This is a genomic window from Paraburkholderia sp. GAS32, from assembly GCF_050434225.1.
Classification (GTDB): Bacteria; Pseudomonadota; Gammaproteobacteria; order Burkholderiales; family Burkholderiaceae; genus Paraburkholderia; species Paraburkholderia madseniana.
This window is the reverse complement of the sequence record NZ_JBNPVS010000004.1, coordinates 110,264-136,649: the sequence shown is the minus strand read 5'-3', so window position 1 is coordinate 136,649 and position 26,386 is coordinate 110,264. Positions and strand designations below refer to the sequence as shown.

Below are 26,386 nucleotides of genomic sequence, written 5' to 3'. Positions count from 1 at the left end.
TTCAAGGCAGGAGACCGATCCCATGTCAAAAGACACGCCCCAATCCTCATCGCGCCGGCACTTTGTCGGTATGGCGGCCGCGGCGCTCGCGGCAGGCTCGCTGAGCCGGCTCGCCTTCGCGGAAACGAGCCCCGCAATCGGCAAGATCACCGAACCCGCGAACGGCGACAAGACGGCGATCCGGCCGTTCCGCGTTCACGTCCCCGACTCGCAGCTCGTCGACATGCGGCGCCGCATCAAGGCCACGCGCTGGCCGGATCGCGAGACAGTGCCCGACGAATCACAGGGCATTCAGCTCGCCACCATTCAGGGACTCGCGCAATATTGGGCAACCGGCTACGACTGGCGCAAATGCGAAGCGCGGCTGAATTCGTATCCGCAGTTCATCACTGAGATTGACGGACTCGATATCCATTTCATCCACGTGCGGTCGAAGCACGAAAACGCGATGCCGTTGATCGTGACCCACGGCTGGCCCGGCTCGATCATCGAACAGTTCAAGATCATCGACCCGCTCGTCAATCCGACTGCGTACGGCGCGCCGGCTTCGGATGCCTTTCATCTCGTGATTCCATCATTGCCCGGTTACGGCTTTTCGGCGAGACCTACCACAACGGGCTGGGGACCGGAGCGCACCGCGCGCGCGTGGGTCACATTGATGAAACGCCTCGGCTATGAGCGCTTTGCTTCGCAGGGCGGCGATCTCGGCGGGATTGTCACGAACATCATGGCCAAACAGGCGCCACCCGAACTGATCGGCATTCATGTGAACTTCCCTGCCTCCGTTCCGGCGGAGATCCTGAAGTCGCTGGCCGCGGGCGACGCGATGCCTGCCGGCTTATCGGACGAGGAAATGCACGCGTATGAGCAGTTGAGTGCCAACTTCAAAAAGAAGCGCGGCTACGCTTTCGAAATGGGCACGCGCCCGCAGACGCTGTACGGACTCGCCGACTCGCCCGTCGCGCTGGCTTCCTGGCTACTCGACCACGGCGACGGCTACGGCCAGCCCGCGGCGGCGTTGAGCGCAGCCGTGCTCGGCCATCCCGTCAACGGTCATTCAGCAGGCGCGCTGACGCGAGACGACATACTCGACGACATCACGCTTTACTGGCTGACCAACACCGGCATCTCGGCAGCGCGCTTCTATTGGGAGTCGCACGCGAATTTCTTCCTCGCGGCCGACGTCAACGTGCCTGCCGCTGTGAGCGCTTTTCCGGGAGAAAACTACCAGGCGCCGAAGACCTGGACCGAAAAGGCCTATCACAACCTGATTTACTTCAACAAACCCGAAACGGGCGGGCACTTCGCGGCATGGGAAGAACCGATGATCTTCGCGAACGAAGTGCGCGCGGGATTAAGGCCCTTGCGCGCCTAAAGTGCGAAGCGCTCCGACGCGCATGCGTCGGAGCGCTCCTCGATGTAACCGCGCTAGTCGGATCCATGCGATGTTGTTCGCATTGATCTGCCGTTTGGTTCGCCCCCGGGTCCGCTTGCGAAACACGGGTTTTCGACGAACCCTGGCGCGTATGTCCGATATTCCTCGAAAGATGGCAATATTGCCACTCCCGCTCGTTTCGGCAAAGCCCGACAATTAGGCGACTTTCCATTTCCGGAACCAAAACATGACTGGAAACGCCTATTTCTCGACAAACCTGCTGCTTGCCTATGCAGCGTATTTCGTTGGCACCGCGAGTCCCGGGCCGAGCAACCTTGCAATTATGTCCATCGCGGCCAGTCACGGCCGGAAAGCGGCGTTGATGTTCGCACTCGGTGTCATCTCGGGGTCGATGTTTTGGGCGACGGTGGCAACGCTAGGCGTCTCGGCTACCCTGATCGCCTATTCTCAATTCATCATTGCAGTCAAGATTTTTGGTGGTCTATATCTCCTGTGGCTAGCCTTCAAATCCGGACGCAGTGCGCTCGCGACAGCGGCTGAATCCGTACTGAACGTGGAACGAACACCGACATTGACGAGCGTCTACTCCCGCGGAGTGATGCTCCATCTCACCAATCCGAAAGCCATCCTCGTGTGGGTTTCAATTGTTGCTCTATCGTCGAACAGCACGGGATCAGCCCATAGTGCTGTAATTCCAGGTTGTGCGGCCATCGGATGTCTGGTGTTCGGCGGTTACGCCATACTGTTTTCAACGGACTCGGCTCGCAGGTTGTACGTGCGGACCCGTCGTGCCCTGGAAGGATGCCTGGCCGTAGTATTCGGGATTGCCGGCATCAGACTTCTGGCGTCGCGTGTCTAGCCAGTTTCAGTACCTTCGCTTGTCCAATGCCATACCGCGGGGGAGTCCTGCTATTTCGGTCGAAAGTACGCATCCGCATGCAGTGAAGCCATGACATTCACGGCGATAGAGGCGGGAATATCAGGAAGCCGCCTACAACTACGCGTTCCCGCACAAGAAGCACCTGCACATTCATTCGAGCTGCGACGCCAGGCTGGCAGAACGTGTCGCTGGCTCTCACGCGTAGCGCGAAGAGCGACGTTGCCTGGGCGGAATGCGCCCCGCTCTTCGTGTATAAAGGAGGAAGCCTGTACTACGGGAGCCCGCCGTGCCCGAAACCCCACCGTCAACCACGAACTCAAGCGCTGAAGGTCCGAACCCGTCCTTGCCCCGAATCATCAAGCCGTGGGCCATCGGCGGCGCAATCGCGCTGTTGCTCGGCATTTTGCTGCTGATCTTCAACCCGTTCCACAAGAGCCCGGATGAACGGGCGCTGAGCGAACTGGGATTCATCAAAGGCACCTGCAACGACAGCGACGCGTCGACAGCCAAGCCCGACTCGGAATGCCTGGCGTTGCGGGCGAAACCGACAATGACGGCATCTCAGGTCGCGGCCGCTTTGCCACATCTAAAGAATTCCGACCGCAAGATCGAACTGAATCTGCGAGGCACCCAGATCGATAACGTCGATTCGCTGAAGGAACTGGACGATCTGGAATCGCTTGACCTGACGGACACGCCCGTCTGGAACATCGACGCCCTGAAGGAAATGCACTCGCTGAAAAGGCTCGTGCTCCATCGCACCGAAGTCGAAAACATCGCCGCGCTAAAAGGGCTGACCGGTCTGCAATCGCTGAACCTCTGGGATACCCGCGTCTCGAATCTCGACGCGCTCAAGAACCTGCGCGATCTGCGAGAACTCGACCTGCGGGATACACAGGTTCGCGATCTCAATCCGCTCGAAGATCTGCCTCATCTGGAAACGCTCAAACTCGGGGGCGCGAGGAACGTCCGGAACGTCGACGCGCTCAGCCAGCTCGCCTCCTTGCAGACGCTCGACCTCAACGAAACCCAGGTCGACAGCATCAGTGAGTTGAAAAAGCTCCGCGGTCTGCAAGCGCTCTATCTAGCGAACACGCCGCTGCGAGACATCGACGCACTAAAAGGAATGTCCTCGCTCAGGACGCTCGTGCTGGACGGCTCGAAGGTCGATGATATCGACGCGGCGCAGGGCATGCTCCAGATGGACACGCTGGTGCTCGCTCGCACGCAAGTGACGAACATCGATGCATTGAAGGGGCTCACCCGTCTGCAAAGACTCAATCTCGCCGACACCCGGGTCGAGAACATCGAGGCGCTGACAGACCTGAAAAGCCTGCGAATGCTCAATCTCTTTCGCACCAGGGTTCGAAACATCGATCCACTGCGAGGGTTGACCGGTTTGCAGGAACTCTACCTTGCGAACACCCCTGTCGAAGACGTCGACGCGCTGAAAGGGCTCACTGGTCTGCGAGAACTCGTTCTGTATGGCACCCAGGCCAGGAACGTCGACGATCTCAAAGCGGCGCTTCCAAAAACGCGAATCGTGTGGTGATCATTCGACATTTTTTCAACAGGTGCGCCGGGTCAAACAGCAGCGCCCCAGATTTTGATAGTCCTTATCCGACGGCACGCGACAACTGACGTGCACTTGCAGCGAGATTGTGTAGAGGAACTCGATTGCCTTGCGGAAAATTAACCAAATAACTTCCGGCGAGCGCCAATACTTCAAGTCATCGATTCCGCCAGATACCGGTGAACAAACGTGACTGCCATGGCCCCTTCCCCAACCGCTGACGCAACCCGCTTGACCGACCCGTAGCGGACATCGCCGGCTGCGAAGGAACCAGGGACGCTTGTTTCCAGAAAGTAAGGGCGCCGCTCGAGCGGCCAGCAAGTCTCGAACTTGGGAAAGTCGCTCAGATCGGCGCCTGTCACAAGGTACCCATTCCTGTCCCGGACGATCGTGGTGTCTTTTGCCCACTCGGTGTTCGGTGCGCCACCAATACACACGAATAAGCGGTCTGCCGAAACAACCTGAGTTCCGCCCGCCATGTTCGTGATCTGCAGCGCTTCAAGCTGGGTATCGCCATAGATTGCTGAGACAGACGACTCAAAGACGACCCGGACGTTGCTCGTGTGGGCAATGCGATCCAACAGGTAATGCGAGAGCGTTGCGGCAAGGGACTCGCCGCGAACGATCAATGTCACACTCTCCGCGGTTCGCGCGAAATTCATCGCGGCCTGCCCTGCGGAATTTCCGCCGCCTACGATGAAAATCTTTTTTCCGGTGCACATTGGCGCTTCGCTCGCGCCCGCGCCGTAGTACAACCCTGCGTTCAACAGCCTTTGCTCATCGGGAATGCCCAGGCTGCGGTACTCGATACCCGTCGCGCAAATATTGGCGCGTGCCCTCAGCAGCGTCCCATCCGCCAGATTAACTTCAATTTTTCCATCCACAAACGTGGCGTGCACGCCCTCGCGCATCATAAGCAGTTCGACGCCAAACTTCACTGCCTGCTGACGGGCGCGCTCGGCCAATTCCGCACCGGCGATGCCCTGCGGGAAACCCATATAGTTTTCAATGAGCGAACTCGTTCCCGCTTGCCCGCCCACCGCAGCCCGTTCAATGACGACAGCCCGCAGGCCCTCCGATGCCGCGTAGACCGCGGCGGATAATCCTGCGGGTCCCGCGCCGTATATCGACAGGTCATACTCCTGATAACGTGGGCGCGAGACCCACCCAAGCTTGGCCGCGATCTCCGCTAAACTCGGCGCGTCTAACCTGGAGCCATCTGGAAAGACGACAACAGGCCACTTGATATCGCCAAAGCCGGCAACGCCTAGTTCCCGGACGCACGCTTCGTCTGATGCGATTTCGCACCATTCATATTCGACCACGCCTCGGGCAAGGAAGTCCCGGATCTCGTATGCTTCCTTGCTGTGTGCCGCCCCAAGAACCCTGACCACTCTTGCGCCGTCCATCGCACCTCCACGACAAACCTGCCACGCCCGTCGAGATTGCCTCCTATGGGCGCCACCGCTGCAGTTTCTTAACTGCGCATGCTGACCCAATGCAATCTCACGGTCGAGTTAACGTTTCTGAATGTGTAGCGCGAGTAGGGCTGCCGCCCAGCCTTCGAGGCGAGCAGCCCATAGCCACTGCGGCCCTGCTTACGCCGCGGTGGCACGGGGTTTCAGGGCACCCTCCAGCGTTGCCCGAAACAGAGCGACAGACTGTGCGCCGCCGATAATTTCATCGCCAATCCTCACCGACGGTACCGAGCTGACGCCATGCCCGATCGCCTGAGCTTCAAGCGCACGCACTTCCTCTACTCCACTGTCCAACGCGAACAACGCTTCGACGTGGTCTTTCTCAAAGCCCGTAGCTACCGCGATCTCCGTCAACACGGCGACGTCTCCAATATCGCGACCAGCGGAGAAATACGCATGGAAGATCGCCTCCACGAGCGCCGTTACGTCATGCCGTTGTTGCAAGAACCATACAAGCCGATGTGCAGCCAGCGTATTCGGCGTGCGCTTCGCCAGCGCATAGTTGAATTCCAGACCGACCTGACGTCCGGCCGCCGTGACTTGAGCATCCATTGCCTGCGAGCGCGTCCAACTCCCGAACTTCGCCGACCGGTATTCTTTACGGTCGAGACCTTCGACGGGCATACCCGGATTCAATTCATAAGGAACGAACACGAGTTTCGTTTGCTCGACGGCGTTCGCTTCGCTAATCGCTTTCTTCAGTTTCTCCCCGCCAATCCAGCACCAGGGACAAATGAAATCGTATGTGACCTCGAGATGCAGCTTGTTCATCGAACATCTCCAAAAGGGATTGTTTGCATGACAAACGATAGCGTGGCTATCAGTCGATCGGAATGGCAATGCGAAGCAATGTACCTTTGCGTGGTCCGCAATAAGACGCGGCGAACGGCGAAGTCTGCCTGGCGTCTCTCGCCTCATGCACGAAGCCGCTCTTTCCCACGCAGCGCACCACGCTATTGCTGAAAGACTATTTTTGCCGGTCACGCAAAGGTGGATTGCGTCGCGTCTCGATTCTCTGCTGCTTCCGCAACGGCTAATCTTCCGCTATCGGGCAATAGCAGGAGAACGCGGTGAACGCCATAGCTGAGCAGAAACATCAGACGCAGAATCATCAGGAACGCCTCATGGGGAATGTCAATCGACCCTCTGCAATCGTTATCGGCGGTTCGCTCAGCGGCCTTTTCACGGCGACCGCGCTACGCGCAGTCGGATGGGACGTCAAGCTCTTCGAGCAGTCGCCCAATGAACTTCACAGCCGGGGTGGGGGGATCGTGCTACAGCCCGACGTTCTGGAAGCGTTCCGTTTCGGCCGCGTGAAACTGCCGGCATATCCAGGCGTGGACTCCGGCGATCGCATCTATCTCGACCAGAACGACCGCATCATCGACCAGTTCTACATGCCTCAGACGCAAACTTCATGGAGCCTGATTTACAGCGCCATGAGACGTGCGTTGCCGGTTGAAGTCATTCATCCCGGCGAACGTTTCACTCATCTCGAGCAAACCGGGGAAACGGCCAAGGCTCATTTTGAAAGTGGCCGTGTCGAAGAGGCGGATCTTCTGATCGGCGCCGATGGTGCGCGCTCTACGGTTCGGGCTCAGCTGCTGCCTGATTCACAGCCCAGCTATGCGGGCTATGTCGCGTGGCGCGGTCTCGTCGAAGAAAATGATCTGCCGGTCGATGCTGCCAATGTTCTACGGGATCGCTTTACTTTCCAGCAAGGTGAAGCCCATCTGATTCTGGTCTATCTCGTACCCGGGGAAGACGGTGCAACCGAGGTCGGCAAGCGGCGCTGGAACTGGGTCTGGTACCGCCCGATGTCCGGCGACAGCCTCAGGGCACTGATGCTGGACAGACACGGGACGCAACGCAGCACGTCGCTGCCCCCGGGAACGACAAAAGACGACGATATCGCCGAACTGCGTTCCGCTGCTGGCCGGTTGCTCGCGCCTACGCTGCAGGTCCTCGTTCAGGCTACGGCCGAGCCGTTCGTTCAGGCTATCCAGGACCTCCGGGTTGAAAAAATGGTTTTCGGCCGGACGATTCTGCTTGGCGATTCTGCGTACGTTCCACGTCCGCATACGGCAGGCAGCACCGCAAAGGCCGCTGCGAACGCCGTCGCGCTAGCTCTCGCGCTCTCGAAGGGCGGCGAGCGCCTGCAGTCTGCGCTGTCCGGCTGGGAGTTACAGCAAAGGCGGCTCGGCATCAGCATGTCGGAACTTGGGATTTCTCTGGGTGACCGCATTATGAAGCTTCGCCGCTAATGCCTGACCGGAACGGTGAAGGTCCTCGGTAATGAATCCACCGGCAGCGCTGCTGGAGGTCGGGGCTTAGAAACGGTGGGCCAATCCTATCGTATCCACAACCTGCTGGTTTCTCGATGACGGTGTCATCCCCGCGATCGACGCAACCGCGCTTTGCCCTAGCGAGTTCGTTCCAGAGGCACGTTGATAGGCGGCGACCATATACACGTCTGTGCGTTTGGAGAAAAAGTAGTGGACGCCGGCAGTCACCTGCTGATAACGAGCACTCTGATCATTCGGACCATCGTCTTTGGTGAACGAATACGCTAGTCCTACTGATACGGGTACCGTGACCTGAAATTGCAGGTTCGCTTCAACCGTATTGAAGGTCGAACTACCCGAGTACGAGAGCGGATTCGGTCCCGAAGACGAACCCAAGCCGGCGAACCGCGTGTTGGTGTAAACGAGGCCCAGCGTCGCCGGACCAGCGATGTATGAGCCGCCCATGCCGAAGATCTGCTCCCGGTGCACCGACGCATAACCTGCGATGATTGGGTTTCGTTGTGCGCTTGTCGCCGAACCGAACGATCCAAAATTGTTCGTGGCGGCACCGCCCGCTGTTGGCGTCGATCCATATATCGAGGTATTGGGATTAAACGCGTCCACAAGCGCGATGCCCACGCGGACAGGACCTCCGGTATAACCCATCCCTACGGACCAGATCTGATTCTCCGAGAAACTACCGGCGACGCCACCGGCAGAATACAGCGCATTAGCGGTAATGCCGTTCCACGTGGGCGAGGTGTATTTGAGTGAGTTGTTCTGCCGATTCGTACCGCCGATGTTGTCGAGATCGTCTGGATGGGACCCAAGATAGCCGGCCCACTGGGTGATGACCGCGAGGGGGGACACGAAATCCCACAGCGACGAATACTGGCGGCCGAACGTGACACGCCCCGCGGCCGCCGACAAGCCGACAAACGCCTGCCTGCCAAACAGCAGCCCACCTTGACCCAACGTGCCATTCGCCGCATTGAATCCGTTTTCGAGCGTAAACAACGCGGTCATACCCCCACCCAGATCCTCCACCCCCTTCAGGCCGAAGCGGCTGCCAAAGTACGCGGATGTCGTTGCGTCCATCATGGAGTATTGCTGCTTCCCCGTTAATTGCCCGCCCGAACGGCCCGTCTGTGCATTGTTCACGAAAACGATATCCGGATCGACAACCCCGTACAAAGTGATGCTGCTTTGCGCATGGGCCGCGGAAACAGACATCACCATCAACGCAAATGAAGCCCCTATCTTTTTCACTGAAAGATCCTCTCTTGATGTAGTCGAATTGGATTGAATAAAACCTGATACCCCGCTGTTTTCATTCATCAACAGGTGAGGCAATTGCTTTGCTTCCGAATAGGACTCCAACATAAACAGAATCCAACCTGAACGCGTGGAGGCCGTCCGCGAACGTTGCTTGCTGGTCGGCAAGAGAATGGCGCCGTGATCAATGAGTCAGAATATAAATGTTCAAGTGATAATTTACAATGCGCAGAGCATCGGGGTTTGCCCGAGGTGCTCCCGAGGTCTTCCAGAGGCGTCGATTAGACTTTAATTATTCAATAGATAATTAAAAGATGGCCGGTCACGGCCAATGCGACATGCGCGACGTAAATGCAGCCGCCTAACAACCAGGGCAGAATAGCGACCGTACTGTGCGATGCGAACCGATTCCGCGTTCAGATATTGGAGCGGCCGGCACTAAGCCTTAGAGGTTAATAAGGCCGCCGCAAACCAGCAAACTGTATGGGCCAAGATTATGGACAAGCTATCGTCGCTTCGAGCGTTCGTGGAAGTCGCTGAGGCAGGCGGTTTTTCGAGTGCGGCACGGCGCCTCGAACTGGCAACGTCCTCGGTTATGCGCTCGGTTGATTCGCTTGAGAAGGAGCTGGGCGCGGTACTCCTGAATCGGACCACCCGCCAGGTGACCTTATCCGAAGCGGGGACCTCCTACTACGCCAAAGCAAAAAAGCTGCTCGAAGATCTGGCCGATGCCGATGCATCGGTTTCGGACAGAAGCGGCGAACCGTCGGGCCCACTACGCGTGTCCGTGCCCGTCGCATTCGGATCCCGACTGATCGCACCTGCCCTCGCGGTGTTCTTGCAAAAATATCCCAAGCTGGAGTTGGACGTCAAACTTAGCGATGCCTTTGTCGATCTGGTCAGCGAGCGAATAGACGTCGCTATTCGCCTTGGCGAGGTCGCTGCCATGGCCGACGTCGTCAGCAAGCGCGTCGGCATCTTCGCTCGTTATCTGGTCGCGAGTAGCGAATATCTCGACCGAGCAGGCTATCCCGCATCTCCTGACGAATTGATAGACCATGAATGCCTTCGGTTCACCTATACGACAGAACCTCAAGTCTGGACGTTTTCGCGTAACAAGGAAGAAAGCCGCGTGCCGGTGACGGGCAGACTCAAGGCGAACAATTCCGAAGTATTGCGAGAAGCAGCATTGGACGGCATGGGCATCGCGTTGCTTCCCGACTGGCTGGTGGGGTCGGACGTTCAGTCAGGCGCCCTCACCCGGCTGTTCGCCGAGTTCGAGGCGGGACCGAACGACGCACGGGCTGTCGTGAGCGCGCTGTATCTGCCGAATCAGCGAGGATCGCGAAGAGTCAATGCGTTTATCGATTTCGTGTCCGAACTGACGGGCGGCCCTCAGTAACCGCTATCGCGGCGTGCTGATCGCCGAACTCTCTCTCACGTCAATCATTGGCAACGGGTGTTCGATCAATACCGGCAAACGCCGGCTACACCCGCTGCGCCTTCCTCGATCTTTGCTCACCACGCAATGCTGTATAGCGCGCCGTTGGGATTCCGCCCAGGCCCCGTCTCGCCTAACCTTACACACATCAACCAACCGCACAGACATGCAGCACCGCTGCATGACCGCCAACGACGAACACCACGTCTGAGAGGCGCGTTGCGGAAGGATCAGGTAAGGCGCGCTGCACCAGGCCATGCCTTGAAATGCACATGGCGGCGCCGCAAGGCGCGCCTCACATCTTTGACGGAGATACACCATGACAAAGCACCTGTTTAACCCTATCAAGCTGGGCCGCCTCTCCCTCGATCACCGCGTTGCGATGGCCCCTCTTACGCGCTCGCGCGCCGGCCAACCGGGAAACGTGCCAACAGACCTGAACGTCGAATACTATCGGCAACGCGCCGGCGCGGCATTGATCGTGAGCGAAGCAACACAGATCTCACAGCAAGGCCAGGGTTATGCGTGGACGCCGGGTATTCACACGGAACAGCAGATTGAAGGCTGGCGTGCTGTTAGCAAGGCTGTTCATGAAGAAGGCGGCCACATGTTCCTCCAGTTGTGGCACGTCGGCCGCGTCTCCCATCCCGTGTTCCAGCCGAATGGCAGCCTGCCTGTTGCCCCCACCGCCATGCCGGTGCCAGGCAAGACGTTCATTCTCGACGAGGCGGGCAACGGCGTGTGGGGTGACGTTCCGGTACCGCAGGAACTGACCGTTGAAGGCATTCGAGAAATCGTCGCCGACTACCGGCGTGCCGCAGGCAATGCGATCGCGGCCGGCATGGACGGCGTTGAAATTCATGCCGGGAACGGCTATCTGCTGGACCAGTTCATCAACAGCAACAGCAACCACCGCCTCGATAGCTACGGCGGCAGCATCGAAAATCGCGCACGGTTGCTGCTTGAAGTCGTCGCCGCTGTCAGCGACGAAGTGGGTCCGCAAAACGTCGGTGTTCGCCTCACCCCGATGGGACGTTTCATGGGAATGGGCGATGAAACGCCTGAGGCAACGTTCGGCTATATCGTCAAAAAACTCAACGACTACGGTCTCGCCTATTTGCATCTCGTCGAACCGGCGATGGTGGGTACGGTGAAGGACGAGAACTTCGACCCGCGCTGGGACGCCATCATCAAACTGCTGCGAGACGAATTCAAAGGCGTACTGATGATCGCCGGCGGCTATGACCGTGATACCGCCGAAAAGGCGATCGCCAACGGCCGTGCCGACATCATTGCGTTCGGACGGCCCTTCATCGCGAATCCGGACCTGCCGGCCCGTCTGCGCGATGGACACCCGCTGAATGCCGCCGACAGCGCAAGTTTCTTCGGCGGGGATGTGACGGGCTATACCGACTACCCGACCATGAACTAAGCGTCGGCTTTCCCGCTAGCCAGCTTTAAAACGTTGTATGCGGGGTGGACGATTCCGCCCTGCTGATTTCGCGCAGCGTCGCACTGCTCAACCCACTGCGTGATTTAAGGACAATTTATTTACCCTCAGGACATCCGTTGTGGCCTTCGCTGAGACATGCACGGCGCAATCATGACTCAATCATGCTCAGGGCGATCCCAACGCCACATTGAGCCAATGCGCCATGGCGGCGGCGTCGACGGGTTTGGGGAGAAACGCCAGCACACCGTCCTTCTGGATTTTCGCGTGAAGCGCGACCGGAGGGAATGCCGAGATAAACAGGGTTGGCGGTGCGTACCCGAGCTTCAGCAGTTGTTCGTGCATCTCGATCCCTGACATGCCGGGCATTCGCACGTCAGAGATCAGACACGACGTTTCACCGAGGTCACCGGATTGCAGAAACGCTTCCGCCGAGCCGAATATGCGCGTTTTCCATCCGAACGACCGAACCAGGCTCGCCGTGGCCATCCGGACGGACTCGTCGTCGTCGACGATACAAACAATCTGAGTGGCGTCCACGCAGCGGCCCCGGTTTTCAAAAATGATCTGCAAACACGCGGATTTCTAATCAGGCGCATTGAATCGGGTAAGGATAGTTCACAAGACTCTGACAGGAAAGCATACGAATGTATAACAGTCTGGCTAGCCTTGCGCACGGCCTGATCGGGCATTGAAGCGATGCGGGGCCGCGCGGCGGATCCTCAGCCCCGGCTAAGCACCGAGGTCACGCGATTTGCACCAATTCGGATCAGTCGCGAGGCAAGCAGCGCACAGAGCGCCATGGCGCCCGTGTCGGTATCGAAGCGGCAGCAATAGTGCACGAGCGACCAGAACCAGAACGTGAGCGATGAAATAGAACTCAGTTTCATGACGATGAGCTCCCCAGTCACGCTGCCATCAGCGAGTCTCGTGCATCCGCCCCGCTGTGCCTGAACTGGGCGAATGACGAAAGACTGTGCGCCGCCAGCGATTCCACTTGGGGTATGGCGTTCTCGCTAAAGCCGCTAACGAGGCGATCAACCAGTTTGCGTACACGCAACGGCTGATTACGTCGCACTCGATACAGCAACTGCGTATCGAACGAGGGTGCTCTCCAGTCACTCAGGATGCGCACGAGTTCGCCGCGCGACTCAGGAATGCATCCAATATGCTCCGGCAAAATAGCCACTCCCGTGCCGTCAACCGCCGCGGCAACCAGTGCACTGGGGCAGTTGGTGCGAAATGGGCTCTGAGCACTGATTGCCGACTGTTCACCTGTGGCGCAATGGCTAAGCTGCCAGGATGCGTCGCGCGACCCCACCACAACCGCCATGCAATGCGTCGAGCGCACTTCGGACGGATGTTTCGGCATGCCGGCGCTGCTAACAAAACCGGGGCTCGCATAGATGCCAAATCGCGTCGCCCCGAGCGGCCGCGCAACCCATGAGGAAGGGACAGACCTGCCGACGACAATGGAAAGATCGGCGAGATCCCCTAACGCTTCACCGGAGTTGTCGACAAAGCGTGTGTCGACCCGCACCTTGGGATATTCACGCATGAAGTTCGCCAGAATGGGCGCGAGACGACCCATGCCGAACAGGACCGGTACTTCAAAACGAATATCGCCTGACACTTCGAGTGCAATGTCGTGACTGACTCGCGCAAGGCCGTCGTAGCAATCCAGCACTCCCGCTGCGTGTTCAAGCACCGTATGTCCGACCGGGGTCAGCGTGACCTTGCGGGTGGTACGGTGAAATAGTTGAACCCCAAGCAGCGCTTCGAGGTCCTGCACCGCCCGGCTAACGGCGGGAACGCCCACGTTGGTCACTTCGGCTGCCTTCGTGAAGCTTCCGTGATCCGCGACGGCCTTGAATATCTCCAGCGCTTTCAGACGTTCCATGATTTTCTCCGCGTCAAAAGACAGAATGCATGGACTGAATGTTGGGCTGACGGCGCGTGCAAAGCCAGTTACGTGGTGTTAAGAGTTGCTATGCGCAGGATCGGGAGGAATGTGTCCTGATTGGTTTTCAGATCATTTAAGTTGGCGTCAGAACGAGGCCAGGCGACCATACGATATTTTTCCCTATATCGAGCGCCATGGAAGCTTTACGATCCACCGCACCCGGCGTGAGTGACGATACAAGTAAAGGTGGTTTGATGGTCACCCCGTACTCCATGACGTTTGGCGCCTTCACCTTGCATTTCCCGCAGCGCAATCTGACAAAAGACGGTCAAGCTGTCCGGCTCGGCAGCCGGGCCCTGGATATTCTCGTCGTGCTGGTCGAAAACGCCGGCGTGCTGGTATCCACCAGGGAACTGTGCGAGCGCGTATGGGCGGACAACGTCGTCGACGAAGGCGCCCTCCGGGTACACCTGTCAGCAGTTCGCAAAGCACTGGGCGACGGTAATGAGGGCATCCGCTACATCGTCAACGAGACAGGCCGGGGATACCGGTTTGCGGTACCGGTTAGCAGGTCCGTTGCCCACCCGCCCGCGCCGCCGCTCCACAACAGCGGTGCACGCGCATTGCCGGTTACGCTGGCGCGCGTCATCGGTCGCGAAGAGGTCATAGCGGGGCTGATCGATCAGTTGCCCGAGCGCCGCTTTTTGACCATCACCGGGCCGGGCGGGATGGGCAAGACTACGGTCGCATTAGCCATCGCCCACCGATTTTCCGGGCAGACCGGCACACGCGCCCTCTTCGTCAATTTCGCCCCGGTATCGGAGACGCCCAGCGCGGCAAGCACGGTGGCTTCCGCCGTTGGCGTCGCGGTTTCCACCGGCGACCCCATTCCGGATTTGATCAGGATGCTTGGCGACGCGCCAGTCCTTCTGGTGCTGGATAACTGCGAACACCTGATCGAGGCGGTCGCCGAACTTGCTGAAAAGCTGCTCCAGGCTGTGCCTGGTATCCACCTGCTCGTGACAAGCCGGGAGCCGCTGCGAGCAGACGGCGAGTCGGTGCACCGGCTCGCCGCGCTACCGTCTCCAGCATCGGGCACGACCCTCGGAACGAATCAGGCACGTGAATATGCTGCTGTCGCGCTCTTCGTCGACCGGGCCAAAGCCGCGAACGATTCCTTTGCTTTGACTGAATCCAACGTCACTGCGGTTTGCGATATCTGCCGCAGACTGGACGGCATTCCACTGGCGATCGAATTCGCCGCGGCGCGTGTCGGCTTGATGGACGTGCATGCTATTTCCGCGCGTCTGGACGACCGCTTTGCATTGCTGACACAGGGCCGCCGCACCGCCCTGCCGCGACAGCAAACGCTACGCGCAACACTGGACTGGAGCTACGAGCTGCTCCAGCCGAAGGAACAGCAAGTCCTGCGGCGTCTTTCCGTGATGCGTGGCTCCTTCGACATGAGCGACGCCGCCGCGGTCGCAAGCTGCAAGGAGCTCGACGAACTTGCCGTATTCGACGCCACGACAGGTCTGATCGCCAAATCGCTCGTTTCATGCGACGTCAGCGGTTCGCCGTTACCCTACCGGCTGCTGGACACGACCCGCCACTATGCCCATTTGCGCCTCGCGGAGGCGAACGAGATCAACGACGTGCGGCGGCGTCATGCGATGCATTGCTGCGAGATATTTGCAGATCCGGCGGCGGCCTGGGAAGGTAAAGCCCCGCGCGAATGGCTCGCCATCCATAGCCGGCGAATTGACGATATCCGGGCCGCGTTCGACTGGGCATCCCGCGAGGAAGGCGACCCGACCATCGCCATCACGCTGGTGATCGTCACTGCGCCGCTATGGTTTCATCTATCGTTGCCCCATGAGTTCCTCGGACTCGCCGAGCACGCGATCGCCACTGTGGAGAGCTCGGATCTCGCCGGCACCCCCCAGCACATCGAACTGCTTGCGGCATACGGCCATGCCCTGTGGCACACCCGCGGACCGACGCCGGACATGGCGCGAGCTTTCGAACAGGCTTACGACGCGGCCGGGCGCATCAACAACGAAGGCATGGCGTTACGAACGCTGTGGGGAATCTGGGCGCAGCGCATCCTCGCGGGAAGCTATTTGGAAAGCCTGCAGTTGGCCGGGAACTTCAGCGACCTTGCATCTCGAACCGCGGATTTGTCTGCCACACAGACTGCCGATCACATGAAGGCGCTGTCGCAGCATTTTCTGGGAAATCAGGCTGAAGCACGGTCTCTGATCGAGGACGTCATCGCTCGCGATGAAGATCCGATTCGCGCGAATCACGCGAACCATGCGCAGGTCGACGGTCAGATCGCCTCGATGTCGCTCCTGATGCGCATAGTCTGGCTTCAGGGATCGACCGATCGCGCCATGGCGCTCGCCCATGAATGCGCCGGGCAGGCATTGGCAATCGACCACGATCTATCGATTTGTTATGGCCTCGCCATCGGATCGATCCCAGTCGCAATATGGGAAAACGATTGGGCCACGGTGCGCGAGCTTACCGGCAAATTGCGCGAGCGGACCCGCCAGCGCGGGCTGTCGTACTGGGATAAATGGGCAGAAGGCTTCGAGGCCCTGATCGAAGGACGGCCAGTCATGCCCCGGGGCGCCACCATCATGCAACTGGAGCTTTTCGCCAGCGCCGGGTCTCAGGCTTGCATCGAGGCGCTGATTGCGCACGGCCGTCTCGACGAGCAGGCGTGGTGCCGTGACCGCCTGCTTGAACATCGGGCAAGCCTTGCTGGCGCGGACGCTAACGGTTCTTAGCAAAGCTTAACTGACGCGCCGGGGCCCGTCTCGACGAGAATCAGTGCTGACGGATGTTCGCATTTCAGGATCGGCCGCCCTGCTCGCGCAGGGCACGGCGCCGGTCGCGAGCCATCCATAACGGCCTCTCTCATCGGAACCTGCTCTCATGAATCAACCCATCTCCACTGGCGAATCCCGGCGCTCCCAGTCGAGTCTGGTGACGCCGTCATCGGCACACCCGGTCTTGGACATCGAGACACAACAGTTTCTCGACGTGATTGCAGAAGCGGGCATGCATCCCGACGATCTTCTATTGCATTGCCAGTCTGCTTCAGGCAGGTCCGCCCAGGAGACGACGCGGCCTGATCGCTTGCCTGTCCAGACAGAAGATCTGACGCTGCCCACGGGACCAACGGGCTCGATCGAGATTCGAATTGTGCGCCCACTCGGCGCCCGGACTCCGCTGCCCGTCGTCATGTATTTTCATGGCGGCGGCTGGAGCATGGGCGATCGCAACACCCACGACCGGCTGATATGCAGACTTGCGGCAGAAGCCGGCGCTGCAGTCGTCTTCGTCGATTACACGCGGGCCCCCGAGGCGCGCTACCCGATGCAGAACGAAGAGGCCTACGCGGCGTTGACGTACGTCGTCGAGCACGCTCATGTTCTAGGAATCGACGGCCGTTCAATCGCGGTAGCCGGTGACGGCGCGGGTGGCAACATGGCGGCCGCGATGACACTCCTGGCCAAATTACGGCATGGCCCGCGGATTGCCCTTCAGGTGCTGTTCTATCCGATTCTGTCGGCCAACCGGACTTCGCCGTCCTACTTCCGTTACGCCGATGGCCCCGGATTGACCGCCCACGCGGTGGAATCGTTCATTCACACCCAGTTTCCAGACGAGTGCCTGACCGAAATCACGGCAATGCCGCTCAACGCTTCCACCGCCGATCTTGAAGGCCTCCCTCCTGCATTGCTAATAACGGCAGAGAACGATGTAGTACGCGACGACGGTGAGGCCTATGCGCGCAAGCTTATGCAAGCGGGAGTTGAGGTCAGCGCAACCCGCTATCTCGGCACGATCCATGATTTTGTCGCGCTCGAGGGTCTTGCCGACACACTGCCCACCAGCACTGCGCTCATGCAGGCGTGCAGCGCGGTGAAGGCTGCGTTCCTCAAAGGCGACAGCTCACGTTCAGCGTGGCGATGAGTCCTGGCTCGTTGTCGGCAAAGTCGAGCGAGCCGCGATGGAGTGTCGCCACCGCCTTCACGAGCGCGAGCCCAAGGCCTACACCCGGCGTTCCGCGACTCGCGTCGCCACGATAGAACCGCTCAGTCACTTTGGACTTTTCCGCGTCCGGAATACCTGGGCCGTCGTCCGCCACCGAGACCGCAATCATGTCATCGCGACGTGCCGCGATGACACTGATTTCACCCCCGTCGCGCGCGAACTTCAATGCGTTGTCGATCAGATTGCCGATCGCCTGGGCAAGCAGAAGCGGATCGGAATTTGCCACGAGGTCACCCGAAACCCGCAGCGATAGCGTCACGCGGCGCAACTCCGCCACGGGCTGATAAAACTCCACCGCATCCGACACGATCGTTTCCAGATCGTTGGGTATGAACCCCGAGCGGCGCACGCCTGCGTCAATTTCGGCGAGACGCAACAACGCATTGAAGATGCTGATTACGCGATCGACATCCGTCAATGCGACCTCCAGCTCCGGCAAGCACTGGTCATTGCCTTGCCGTCTCAACGTGAGCGTCAGCACCTCAAGCCGGGAGCGCAATTCGGTAAGCGGCGTGCGCAAATCGTGAGCGATCGCATTCGACACATTGCGCACGCCATTGATGACTTCAATCAGCGCCTCCTCGGCCTGTTTGCGCGTCTTCACTTCCTTTTGCAACTGGATGTTTTGCTCTTCCTGCAGTTTTTGCAGCGCGCGTAGTTTCAGGTGCGTATTGACGCGAGCGGCGACCTCCTCCATCTGCAGCGGCTTGGTGATGTAATCCACCCCGCCGGCGCGAAAACCCGTGATCTTGTCTTCTGTTCGCGTCAACGAAGTCATGAAGATGACCGGAATATCCCGGGTCTTCTCCATCGCCTTCAATGTCCGGCACGTTTCAAACCCGTCGAGTCCAGGCATCATGACATCGAGCAGGATCAGGTCGGGTTGCACAAGCTCCGCCCGGCGCAACGCCTCCGCCCCGTCACGCGCAACCGCCACCCGCAAATGATTGCCTTCGAGGCATTCGACCACCAGCCCAAGATTGGCTGGCGTGTCGTCGACAACCAGAACAATGGGCGCACCCGTGTCGAATGGTTCCATGGTGCTCACGAGTCTCGACCCAAATGTTGTTCGATCAGGGATAGTAGGGCCTGCGATTCAAAAGCCGCCGCGAGACGGCGCAATTGCGTTGCGAAGGCCTCGTAACGGACGTCGAGGCCGATAAGATAGTCGGCGTGATGGACGATGGCGCGCATCGAGCCAAGCAGCGCAAACCGATGCAGTGTGGCCATTTCATTGCGCGGTGGGACGATGGGTTCGTCAATCACGAGCACGTGACGCGCTTCGCCTTCCTCACCCGCGAGCTGAAGGGTTGGGCCGAAATCCGCCACCTCCGTATAGGACACAGGAGCATCGAGCTCGAACCAGAACGTGCTCCCATGACCGACGCGGCTCGTAACATGGATTTCGCCCCCCATCATGCGCACCAACTGACGGCTGATCGCGAGTCCGAGGCCAACGCCGCCTGTGCGCCGTGTGAGATCGCCGGCCTGCTCGAACGGCTGAAAGATGGTTTCGAGCCTGTCTGGACTCACGCCGACGCCTGTGTCCCGCACTTCGAAGCGCAGCCTTCCATCCGAAATAATTCGAACGACAAGCGTGACTTCACCCTGGTCCGTGAACTTGACTGCGTTGGCAAGAAGATTTAACAGCACCTGCCGAAGGCGTTTTTCGTCAACACGAATGACCGTCGACACATTCGCCGGCGCCTCGTGGTTCAGGACAAGCTTCTTCTGATCGGCGCGCACGCTCACCATCTCGGCGATGACACGTAAGAATGGGCCAAGTGGTACGTCTGTCACGCTCAGTCCGAGCTTGCCCGCTTCGATTCGAGCAAAGTCAAGAATGTCGTTAATCAGCATAAGCAGATGCTCGCCGCTCTGTTCGATCACCCCCAGACTCGACAGTTGCCGCTCGGTCATGGCCGCGTCGCGCCGCAAAATCTGGGCATAACCCAGGATGCCGTTCAGCGGCGTGCGCAACTCGTGGCTGATGTTGGCGAGAAACTGGTCTTTGGCGCGATTCGCCGATTCGGCGGCGTCCTTTGCGACACGCACCGTGTCCTCGAGCGCCTTGCGTGCTGAAATATCCTGGAGGATGGCAATGGTGTGAATCGCCCGGCCGTTCGTATCACACTGAAGCGCCACCGACACACTCACCCAGACACGGGATCCGTCGAGTTTGACCAGAGGCGTCTCCTCCGAATAGTGCGAGAGCTTACCGTCGGTCAGCAAGCGATACTTTTCCTCGCTCGCGGCCAGAAAGTCCGGATCGATGATGTCTTGAAAACGCATGAGCAACAGACCCCCACGCTGATAACCCACGATATCGCACGAGCGTTGGTTCAAGCGCAGAAAGTGTCCATCGAGATCGCAGTGCGCGATGCCGACCGCGGCATTTTCGAAGGTGCCCCGAAAGCGCGCCTCACTCGACCGAAGCGCCTGCTCCGTGAGTTTCAGCTCCGTGATGTCCACCAGACTGCCGACGAAGCGAATCGGCTTTCCGCCGGCATCCCACCGCGCCATACCGCGCACGAGGACCCAGCGGACGCTGCCGTCGCGATGGCACAAGCGGTTCTCCACTTCGAACACATCGACGTCCCGTTTGAGGTATCTGACTATCGCCGCCTCGGTCCGCGCGCGGTCGGCGGGATGCAGCACCGCCATATAGGCATCGTAGTCGAGCAAGGTCGGCGGGCGCGTGTAGCCAAGCCATTCCCAGATGTTCGAGAAACGCGCGTAGCCGTGACGGTAGTCGCCGTCCGGCATATCGATTTCCCACACGCCGACGTTGGATCCGTGCATCGCCATTTCAAGGCGGGCGTTCGTCTCGCGCAGTATTTCGGCCTCTTCGGCGCGACGCCGTTGTGTGACGTCGCGAAACACCAGCACCACGCCGAGGATTTCACCACGGTCGTCGACGATCGGCGACCCGCTGTCGTCGATCGCGATCTCCCGCCCGTCGCGCGCGAGCAGTATTGTGTGATTCGCCAGTCCGACACGCGTGCCGGCGCTCAGCACGGCCGTCACAGGATCCTCCGCCGGCGCGCGAGTCGTTTCGTTGATCACGTGAAACACATCCGCCAGCGGGCGCCCCATCGCCTCGTCGCGTGCCCAGCCCGTCAGCATTTCCGCGACCGGGTTGATAAAGTTGATGCACGAGTCGCGGCCGGTCGCAATCACGGCATCGCCAATACTCGACAGCGTCACCGCATACCGTTGTTCGCTTTCGCGCAGACGGCGTTCCGCGCCGTGCTTATAGAGCGCCATTTCGACGACCGTGCGCAACTGCATATCGTCAAACGGCTTGAGAACATATCCGAACGGTTCGGTGACGGTTGCGCGCCGGACGGTTTCCTCGTCGGCATAAGCGGTCAGGAAAACGACCGGCAGGTTGAAATTCTCACGCAGCAGCCGTGCGGTATCGATGCCGTCGAGTTCGCCCTCCAGCCGCACGTCCATCAGGATCAGATCCGGCACGGTGTCGGCCGCGAGCGGCAGCGCGTCTTCGCCGCGCGCAGTGATGCCGACCACCGTGTGGCCCGCGCGGCTCATCTGTTGCGCGATATCTCTGGCGACCACCCGATCGTCTTCGACTACAAGAATGCGTGCGGGCGTCATCATTTGCGCTTATCCACGTCCGTTTGCGTTGAAAAGAATGCTGCATGTCGTGCCACCCATGCGGCTTAGTTCCAGCGTTCCGTGCAGTTGATGCGTGAGATCGTGGACCAGCTGCAACCCAAGCGAGTCGGCTTCGTCGAGCGAAAATTCCGGCGCGATGCCAACGCCGTCATCGGCAACAGCCAGCCTGCACCGCCCTTCGCCGACCAGTCCGAGTTCCACGCGCACGCAGCCGCTACGCCCATCCGGAAACGCGTGTTTCAAGGCGTTGGAAACCAGTTCGTTGATAATCAGGCCGCAGGATACCGCCCGGTTCATGTCCAGTTGCACATCGTCAACCTCGATCTGCAATTCCACTGCCATCTGACGCATATCGTAGGCGCGCGCAAGATGACCGCACAGGTTCTTCACGTGCGTCGCCATCACAATGCGCGCGAAGTTGCCCGCGCGATACAGGTTCTCGTGCACCAGCGCCATCGACCGCACGCGGTTGCGGCTATCCGCGAAGAGTTCGGCGACCGACCTGTCGGTTACGCGCGACGCCTGCAGATTGAGCAGACTGCTGATCAGTTGCAGATTGTTCTTCACCCGATGGTGGACTTCCTGCAGCAGCGCCTCCTTCTCTTCGAGCAGCGCTTCTTTCTCTTCCAGCGACGCGTTTTCAAGAGAAATCGCGGCCTGCGACGCCAGAAGGTCGAGCACGGCGATGCGTGGCGGTGTGAACACGCCCGGTGCGAGGTCGTTTTCCAGATACAGCACACCGATCAGTTTCGCCTGCTTCATGAGCGGAAGACACAGAACGGCGCGAGAACGGCTTGAGCGCAGGTATTCGTCCGCCGAAAACGGATTGGGCAGCGATGCGTCGTCGAGCAGTACACGTTCCTGGGTGCGAATGCTGTGATGCAGAATCGATGCGGGCAAGTGGCGCGGTGTCACGACTTCGCTTTGAAGATGCACCTCCACGCCTTCGCGACCCGCCAGCGCTTCCGCTTCGATCCACAATGTCTCCGCACGCGGCAAAACAAGCAGCGCCCGTCCCGCGCCGGCATGCTCCAGCACGATGGTCATCAGCGTATGAATCAGCTTTTCGAACGCAATCTCACCCGAAATGGCCTGGGACGCCTTGACGACCGTCTCGACATCAAGTTGTTGCGCGACAAAGCTCCGCGTTGGTGCGTCGTTCGCCAGTTCACGGACCAGATTCGGATAACGCCGGTCAAGCGACTGAACCTTGGCCAGCGCCCCCCACCGAAGGTAGGCAAGCCGCGCATTGCCGAGATAGACGAACGCGATAGTCGCGAATCCGCGCGCCATAAAGAACGTTCCGGCAATTTCGTGCGCAAGCGCTTCGATCAGGGAGGACTCGTGCTCACGCGCGAGACGGATTGCGCTTTCGTATTCACGCATCGCCTCGAATTCGTTCCCCTTGATGCGCGCAATCTCGCCGGCGACCAATGCTGCGCGGCTGGCGAAATTACTCGGACAGTGTTCGGCCCAGGTCGCGAGTCTGGCGTGATGCTCGACGAGTTCGCGGAATTGCTCCGCCTGCTCCTCGGGCGTCGCATCGTCGTGCCGGCGCGCTCGTGCGAGTGCGGCGTAGAAATGGTACTCGGCAAGCTCGAAGTGCCCGGATGAAGTCCACAACAAGGGGGCCGCCTTCGTCGCGGCCGCCAGCGCCTGCGCTATATCCCCGGCGAAATAGCGCCCTTGCAGTTTGCGAATCCAGTACCAGCATGTTGCAATCGCCAGGCACGGATCGGCTTCGAGATGCTGCTCGAATGCCGCTTCGTCGAACGCTTCGTCATTGAAGGACCCAAACGTGGCGGTCAGGCCGCGCAAGGTTCGAATGAGTTGCAACTGCGCGCCGATGATATCGACAATCAGCCCAAATTTCGCGGCTTGCACCACACCCAGGCGCTGCTGGGCTTCGCGTTCGACGTCGGGGAGCGGATCGCCCGCAGCCAGTAGGCTGGTCACCAGGCAGCAACTGCTGAAGCCGGTGTACGTGAGGTCCCCGCTCTCACTCGCGGCATCGAACGCACGCCGCAAGAGCGGAAGTCCCGCGCGAATATGCCTGGTCCACGGCATCACGTGATAAGCAAAGCACATATACACGCGGGGCTTGAAGCGTTGCAGACCGCGTTCGTCGACGAGACCCAAGCCAAGCTGGCCAAAGCGGAACCCTGCCTCGTAATCACCGAACACCGGGCCGGCCACCATGCCGAGGTAGGCATAGCCGATCGACGACGCGTCGCAGTTGCCATGCTCGAGACTCAGATTCGCCATACGGGACAACACGAGACAGACCAGGTTTTCATCGCTGAAGAACGCCGGCGGCAAGACCGCTGTGAGCACGTCCAGGGTCGCGCGCCGGTCGGTATCGGTGAGCAGCGGCAGATCGATCAGCGATTCGATCGGCGACTCGCCGATTTGCAGCAGAAGCCGGTCGTATTCGCTGCGCGCCTGCTCGCGGGTGGGGTGCGGGTCCCAGTCAATCCCGACATCGCGCAGATAATCCAGGCAGATTTCCACTGCCCGGTCGCTTTGATCGAGCGCGGTGAACAGGGTCACTCGCAGCCACGTCACGGCAGCGCGGTCAGCCAGCGTAACAGCACGCCTCGACAGGTTCGATAGCCGCTCTTTGGCCGAGTCCGTGTCGCCGGTCAGAAACTCGCACTCCGCAAGGCTACTTTCCAGTGCGAACTTGAGTGAATAGCGGGTAACCCAAGCCTCAGCGCCGAGCATCGCGCTGCCCGCCGACAGGTAAGCCGCCGCCGACGCGTAGGCAGACGATGTCTTCGCACGCCGCCCGGCAATCAGATTGAATTCCACGACCCGTTCGCGCTCCGCCGGGTCGTGGATGAGTTCGGCCGCGCGGTTGTACTGGTTGACGATCTCGAAGATATTCTGTTCGAGATCCGCCGCCGTCGCGCTAGTCGCGAACATGCGACCGATGCCCAGATGGGCGGCCGCGCGCTCACCGGCGGGAATCAGCGCGTAGGCCGCTTCCCGCACGCGGTCGTGAAGAAATGCGTAGCCGTGCTCACGCCGAAACACGAGGCCGGCTTCCACCGCCTCGGCGAGTGCGCGATGCACGGCTGTGTCGGACGTACCCCCGACACGCGTGAGCATCGCGGTCGTCGCACTGTTGCCGAAACACGCAAATTGTTTGAGCGCGGTCTGCGTGATATCCGGCACACGTCCGATCTTGCCGACCATCAGGTCGACGACGCTATCCGAGAAGCGCGCCTCGCGAAGGCGCGCGACGTCCCATCCCCATCTGCGCCGCACCGGATCGAACACCAGGTGATGCTCGTCGGCAAGCGTCTTGAGAAACTGCACCGTGAAAAAGGGGTTGCCGCCCGTCTTCTCCAACATGAATTGCGCGAGGCCAAGCACTTCAGCCGTCCCGGCGTGCAGTGTTTCGCCGATCAGGCGCGCCACATCGCCTACTTGCAGGGGCGTCAGCACGATATCGTGAACCGGCACGCCCAACTTGCGGATCGCAGCCAGTGCACGGCTGAGCGGGTGCGCGGGACCCACTTCGTTGTCGCGATAGGCGCCGACGAGCAGGAGACTCGGCAGCTTCGGCGTGGCAAGAAGACTCTCGAGCAGGCAGATCGTGCCGGCGTCGAGCCATTGGAGATCGTCCAGAAAGAGCACGAGCGGATGATCGACGTGCGTCAAGGCGCCGATAAAACGTCCGAATACCCCGTGAAATCGAATCTGTGCATCCTGCGCCGGAAGTTCCGGCACGGCCGGCTGCGGACCGATGATTTTTTCCACTTCCGGAATCAGGTTGACGATCAATTGTCCGTTCGAACCGACTGCTTCGCTTAGCCGCTCGCGCCAATACGCGAACTCTGCCTGCCCCCTGTCGAGTATTTGCCGCGTCAGGCTTTGAAACGCCTGCCCGAGCGTCGTATAGGGAATGTCGCGCTTGTACTGCTCGAATTTGCCGGCGGCGAAGTGCCCATGAGAGAGCCCGAGCTTTTTTTTCAGTTCATGCACTAGCGACGATTTGCCGATACCGGAATATCCCGATACCAGCACAAGTTCGGCCTTGCCTTGCTGCACCACACGGTCGAACGCAGCATTCAATGCGGATGTCTGCGCTTCGCGTCCATACAACCGCTCCGGAATGAGCAAGCGCTCAGGGGCATCCTGTGCGCCGAGCGGAAATGGGTCGATACGTCCCGTTTGCTCCCACGCATCGAGACAGCGGCGCAGATCGCTTTCAAGGCCTTTTGCGGTTTGATACCGGTCCTCGGCGGTTTTCGCGAGCAGGCGCGTGACAATTGCGGCGAGCGGGGACGGCACATCGCTCGCGCGTTCGTTCAATGGAATCGGCGGTCTGGCGATGTGGCAGTGAATCCATTCACTGGGCGAGTTCGCGTGATAGGGAAACTCGCCGGTCAGCATTTCGTAGAACGTGATACCCAGCGAATAGAGGTCGGCGCGCGAATCGACCGGACGATTCATGCGACCGGTCTGCTCAGGCGCGAGGTAGGCGAGCGCTCCCGCTGTGACGTCAGACAGCACGCTCGCCGGCGCCTCGCCAAAAGCGCGTGAGGCGATGCCGAAGCCGGTCAGCGCCACGCTCCCCGTTTCCGCGTTGACGAGAACGTTTGCCGGCCTGATGTCCTTGTGAACAAGACCACGTCCGTGCAGCGCGCCGAGCGCCGCAGCGAGATTTCCGGCCATCGCGAGGAAGCGGCCGAGCGCTAGCGAACCCATCGGCATCGCAGAAAGCGAGACACCCCCGGGGTCTTCGAGTACCAGCGCGGCACTCCCACGGTACTCGATCAGCGCATGCGGCCGGGTGAGGAAGCGGCCGTCGAGCTGGCTGCGCAACTCATAAGCCTGTTCAAGACGTGCCTGACTGTTGGCCGCGGGCTGCAGGGCCGCCAAGCTGACAGTCAGCCATGTCTGGGCGCCGTCGTGCCTGTTGATCCGGGATAGTACGAACTCGCCATCGTCACAGAGCGTCTCGAATCTGAAATCTGACAACTCAATCAT

17 protein-coding genes are annotated in these 26,386 nt (G+C 60.0%); 8 read left to right on the top strand and 9 right to left on the bottom strand.

Features of this window, described 5'->3' with window-relative positions; translation table 11 throughout:
- Positions 1–22 precede the first annotated feature (22 nt).
- The 3 genes from P3T25_RS06440 (at position 23) to P3T25_RS06430 (ending at position 3,828) form a co-directional block, all read left to right on the top strand.
- Positions 23–1,375 carry an alpha/beta fold hydrolase gene (locus P3T25_RS06440; protein WP_429357719.1) on the top strand — a complete coding sequence of 451 codons (1,353 nt, stop codon included), beginning with the start codon at positions 23–25 and terminating at the stop codon, positions 1,373–1,375.
- Positions 1,376–1,622: 247 nt separating this feature from the next.
- Positions 1,623–2,255 carry a LysE family translocator gene (locus P3T25_RS06435; RefSeq protein WP_408516554.1) on the top strand — a complete coding sequence of 211 codons (633 nt, stop codon included), beginning with the start codon at positions 1,623–1,625 and terminating at the stop codon, positions 2,253–2,255.
- A 364-nt stretch (positions 2,256–2,619) separates the two neighbouring features.
- Entirely contained in the window at positions 2,620–3,828 is a 1,209-nt protein-coding gene (locus P3T25_RS06430; protein ID WP_216674145.1) for a leucine-rich repeat domain-containing protein, read from the top strand.
- 173 nt (positions 3,829–4,001) lie between these two features.
- On the opposite strand, the gene P3T25_RS06425 is transcribed toward P3T25_RS06430, so the two are convergent.
- Positions 4,002–5,258: an FAD-dependent oxidoreductase gene (locus P3T25_RS06425; protein WP_171925577.1), complete on the bottom strand. Its 1,257-nt coding sequence runs from the start codon at positions 5,256–5,258 to the stop codon at positions 4,002–4,004.
- A gap of 189 nt (positions 5,259–5,447) precedes the next feature.
- Positions 5,448–6,098, bottom strand: coding sequence for a DsbA family oxidoreductase (locus P3T25_RS06420; protein ID WP_429357718.1), 651 nt, complete (start codon positions 6,096–6,098; stop codon positions 5,448–5,450).
- 353 nt (positions 6,099–6,451) lie between these two features.
- On the opposite strand from P3T25_RS06420, the gene P3T25_RS06415 reads away from it, so the two are divergent.
- A complete protein-coding gene (locus tag P3T25_RS06415) occupies positions 6,452–7,591 on the top strand; it encodes an FAD binding domain-containing protein (RefSeq protein ID WP_408516624.1) in 1,140 nt (379 codons plus the stop codon).
- A 66-nt stretch (positions 7,592–7,657) separates the two neighbouring features.
- Here P3T25_RS06415 and P3T25_RS06410 read toward each other — a convergent pair whose 3' ends face one another.
- Positions 7,658–8,995: a porin gene (locus tag P3T25_RS06410; RefSeq protein WP_233468725.1), complete on the bottom strand. Its 1,338-nt coding sequence runs from the start codon at positions 8,993–8,995 to the stop codon at positions 7,658–7,660.
- Positions 8,996–9,383: 388 nt separating this feature from the next.
- On the opposite strand from P3T25_RS06410, the gene P3T25_RS06405 reads away from it, so the two are divergent.
- Both P3T25_RS06405 and P3T25_RS06400 read left to right on the top strand, forming a co-directional pair.
- On the top strand, positions 9,384–10,289 hold the full coding sequence (locus tag P3T25_RS06405) for a LysR family transcriptional regulator (RefSeq protein WP_154558263.1): 906 nt from the start codon (positions 9,384–9,386) through the stop codon (positions 10,287–10,289).
- Between the two features lie 358 nt (positions 10,290–10,647).
- Positions 10,648–11,760, top strand: coding sequence for an alkene reductase (locus P3T25_RS06400; protein ID WP_171925576.1), 1,113 nt, complete (start codon positions 10,648–10,650; stop codon positions 11,758–11,760).
- A 186-nt stretch (positions 11,761–11,946) separates the two neighbouring features.
- Here the strand turns inward: P3T25_RS06400 and P3T25_RS06395 are convergent, their stop codons facing one another.
- From P3T25_RS06395 to P3T25_RS06385, 3 genes are all read right to left on the bottom strand, one after another.
- Positions 11,947–12,318 (bottom strand): response regulator transcription factor, encoded by a 372-nt coding sequence (locus P3T25_RS06395; RefSeq protein ID WP_168435547.1) that lies wholly within the window; start codon positions 12,316–12,318, stop codon positions 11,947–11,949.
- Between the two features lie 182 nt (positions 12,319–12,500).
- Positions 12,501–12,668, bottom strand: coding sequence for a hypothetical protein (locus tag P3T25_RS06390; protein ID WP_408233480.1), 168 nt, complete (start codon positions 12,666–12,668; stop codon positions 12,501–12,503).
- Positions 12,669–12,685: 17 nt separating this feature from the next.
- The gene (locus tag P3T25_RS06385; protein ID WP_408516552.1) at positions 12,686–13,678 is read right to left on the bottom strand and encodes a LysR family transcriptional regulator; all 993 of its coding nucleotides are present in this window, start codon (positions 13,676–13,678) and stop codon (positions 12,686–12,688) included.
- A 257-nt stretch (positions 13,679–13,935) separates the two neighbouring features.
- Here P3T25_RS06385 and P3T25_RS06380 point away from each other — a divergent pair, with 257 nt between their 5' ends.
- Together P3T25_RS06380 and P3T25_RS06375 are read left to right on the top strand one after the other, a co-directional pair.
- Positions 13,936–16,476 carry an ATP-binding protein gene (locus tag P3T25_RS06380; protein ID WP_429357717.1) on the top strand — a complete coding sequence of 847 codons (2,541 nt, stop codon included), beginning with the start codon at positions 13,936–13,938 and terminating at the stop codon, positions 16,474–16,476.
- A 274-nt stretch (positions 16,477–16,750) separates the two neighbouring features.
- Positions 16,751–17,668: an alpha/beta hydrolase gene (locus P3T25_RS06375; RefSeq protein ID WP_429357716.1), complete on the top strand. Its 918-nt coding sequence runs from the start codon at positions 16,751–16,753 to the stop codon at positions 17,666–17,668.
- On the opposite strand, the gene P3T25_RS06370 is transcribed toward P3T25_RS06375, so the two are convergent.
- Genes P3T25_RS06370 through P3T25_RS06360 form a run of 3 tightly spaced genes read right to left on the bottom strand, consistent with a single transcriptional unit; the run spans position 17,634 to position 26,386 of the window.
- Entirely contained in the window at positions 17,634–18,788 is a 1,155-nt protein-coding gene (locus P3T25_RS06370; RefSeq protein ID WP_154558259.1) for a hybrid sensor histidine kinase/response regulator, read from the bottom strand. The genes P3T25_RS06375 and P3T25_RS06370 overlap by 35 nt on opposite strands.
- A gap of 5 nt (positions 18,789–18,793) precedes the next feature.
- Positions 18,794–21,370, bottom strand: coding sequence for a PAS domain S-box protein (locus P3T25_RS06365; RefSeq protein ID WP_429357715.1), 2,577 nt, complete (start codon positions 21,368–21,370; stop codon positions 18,794–18,796).
- Positions 21,371–21,376: 6 nt separating this feature from the next.
- Positions 21,377–26,386, bottom strand: a complete 5,010-nt coding sequence (locus P3T25_RS06360; RefSeq protein WP_408516549.1) for an AAA family ATPase — start codon at positions 26,384–26,386, stop codon at positions 21,377–21,379.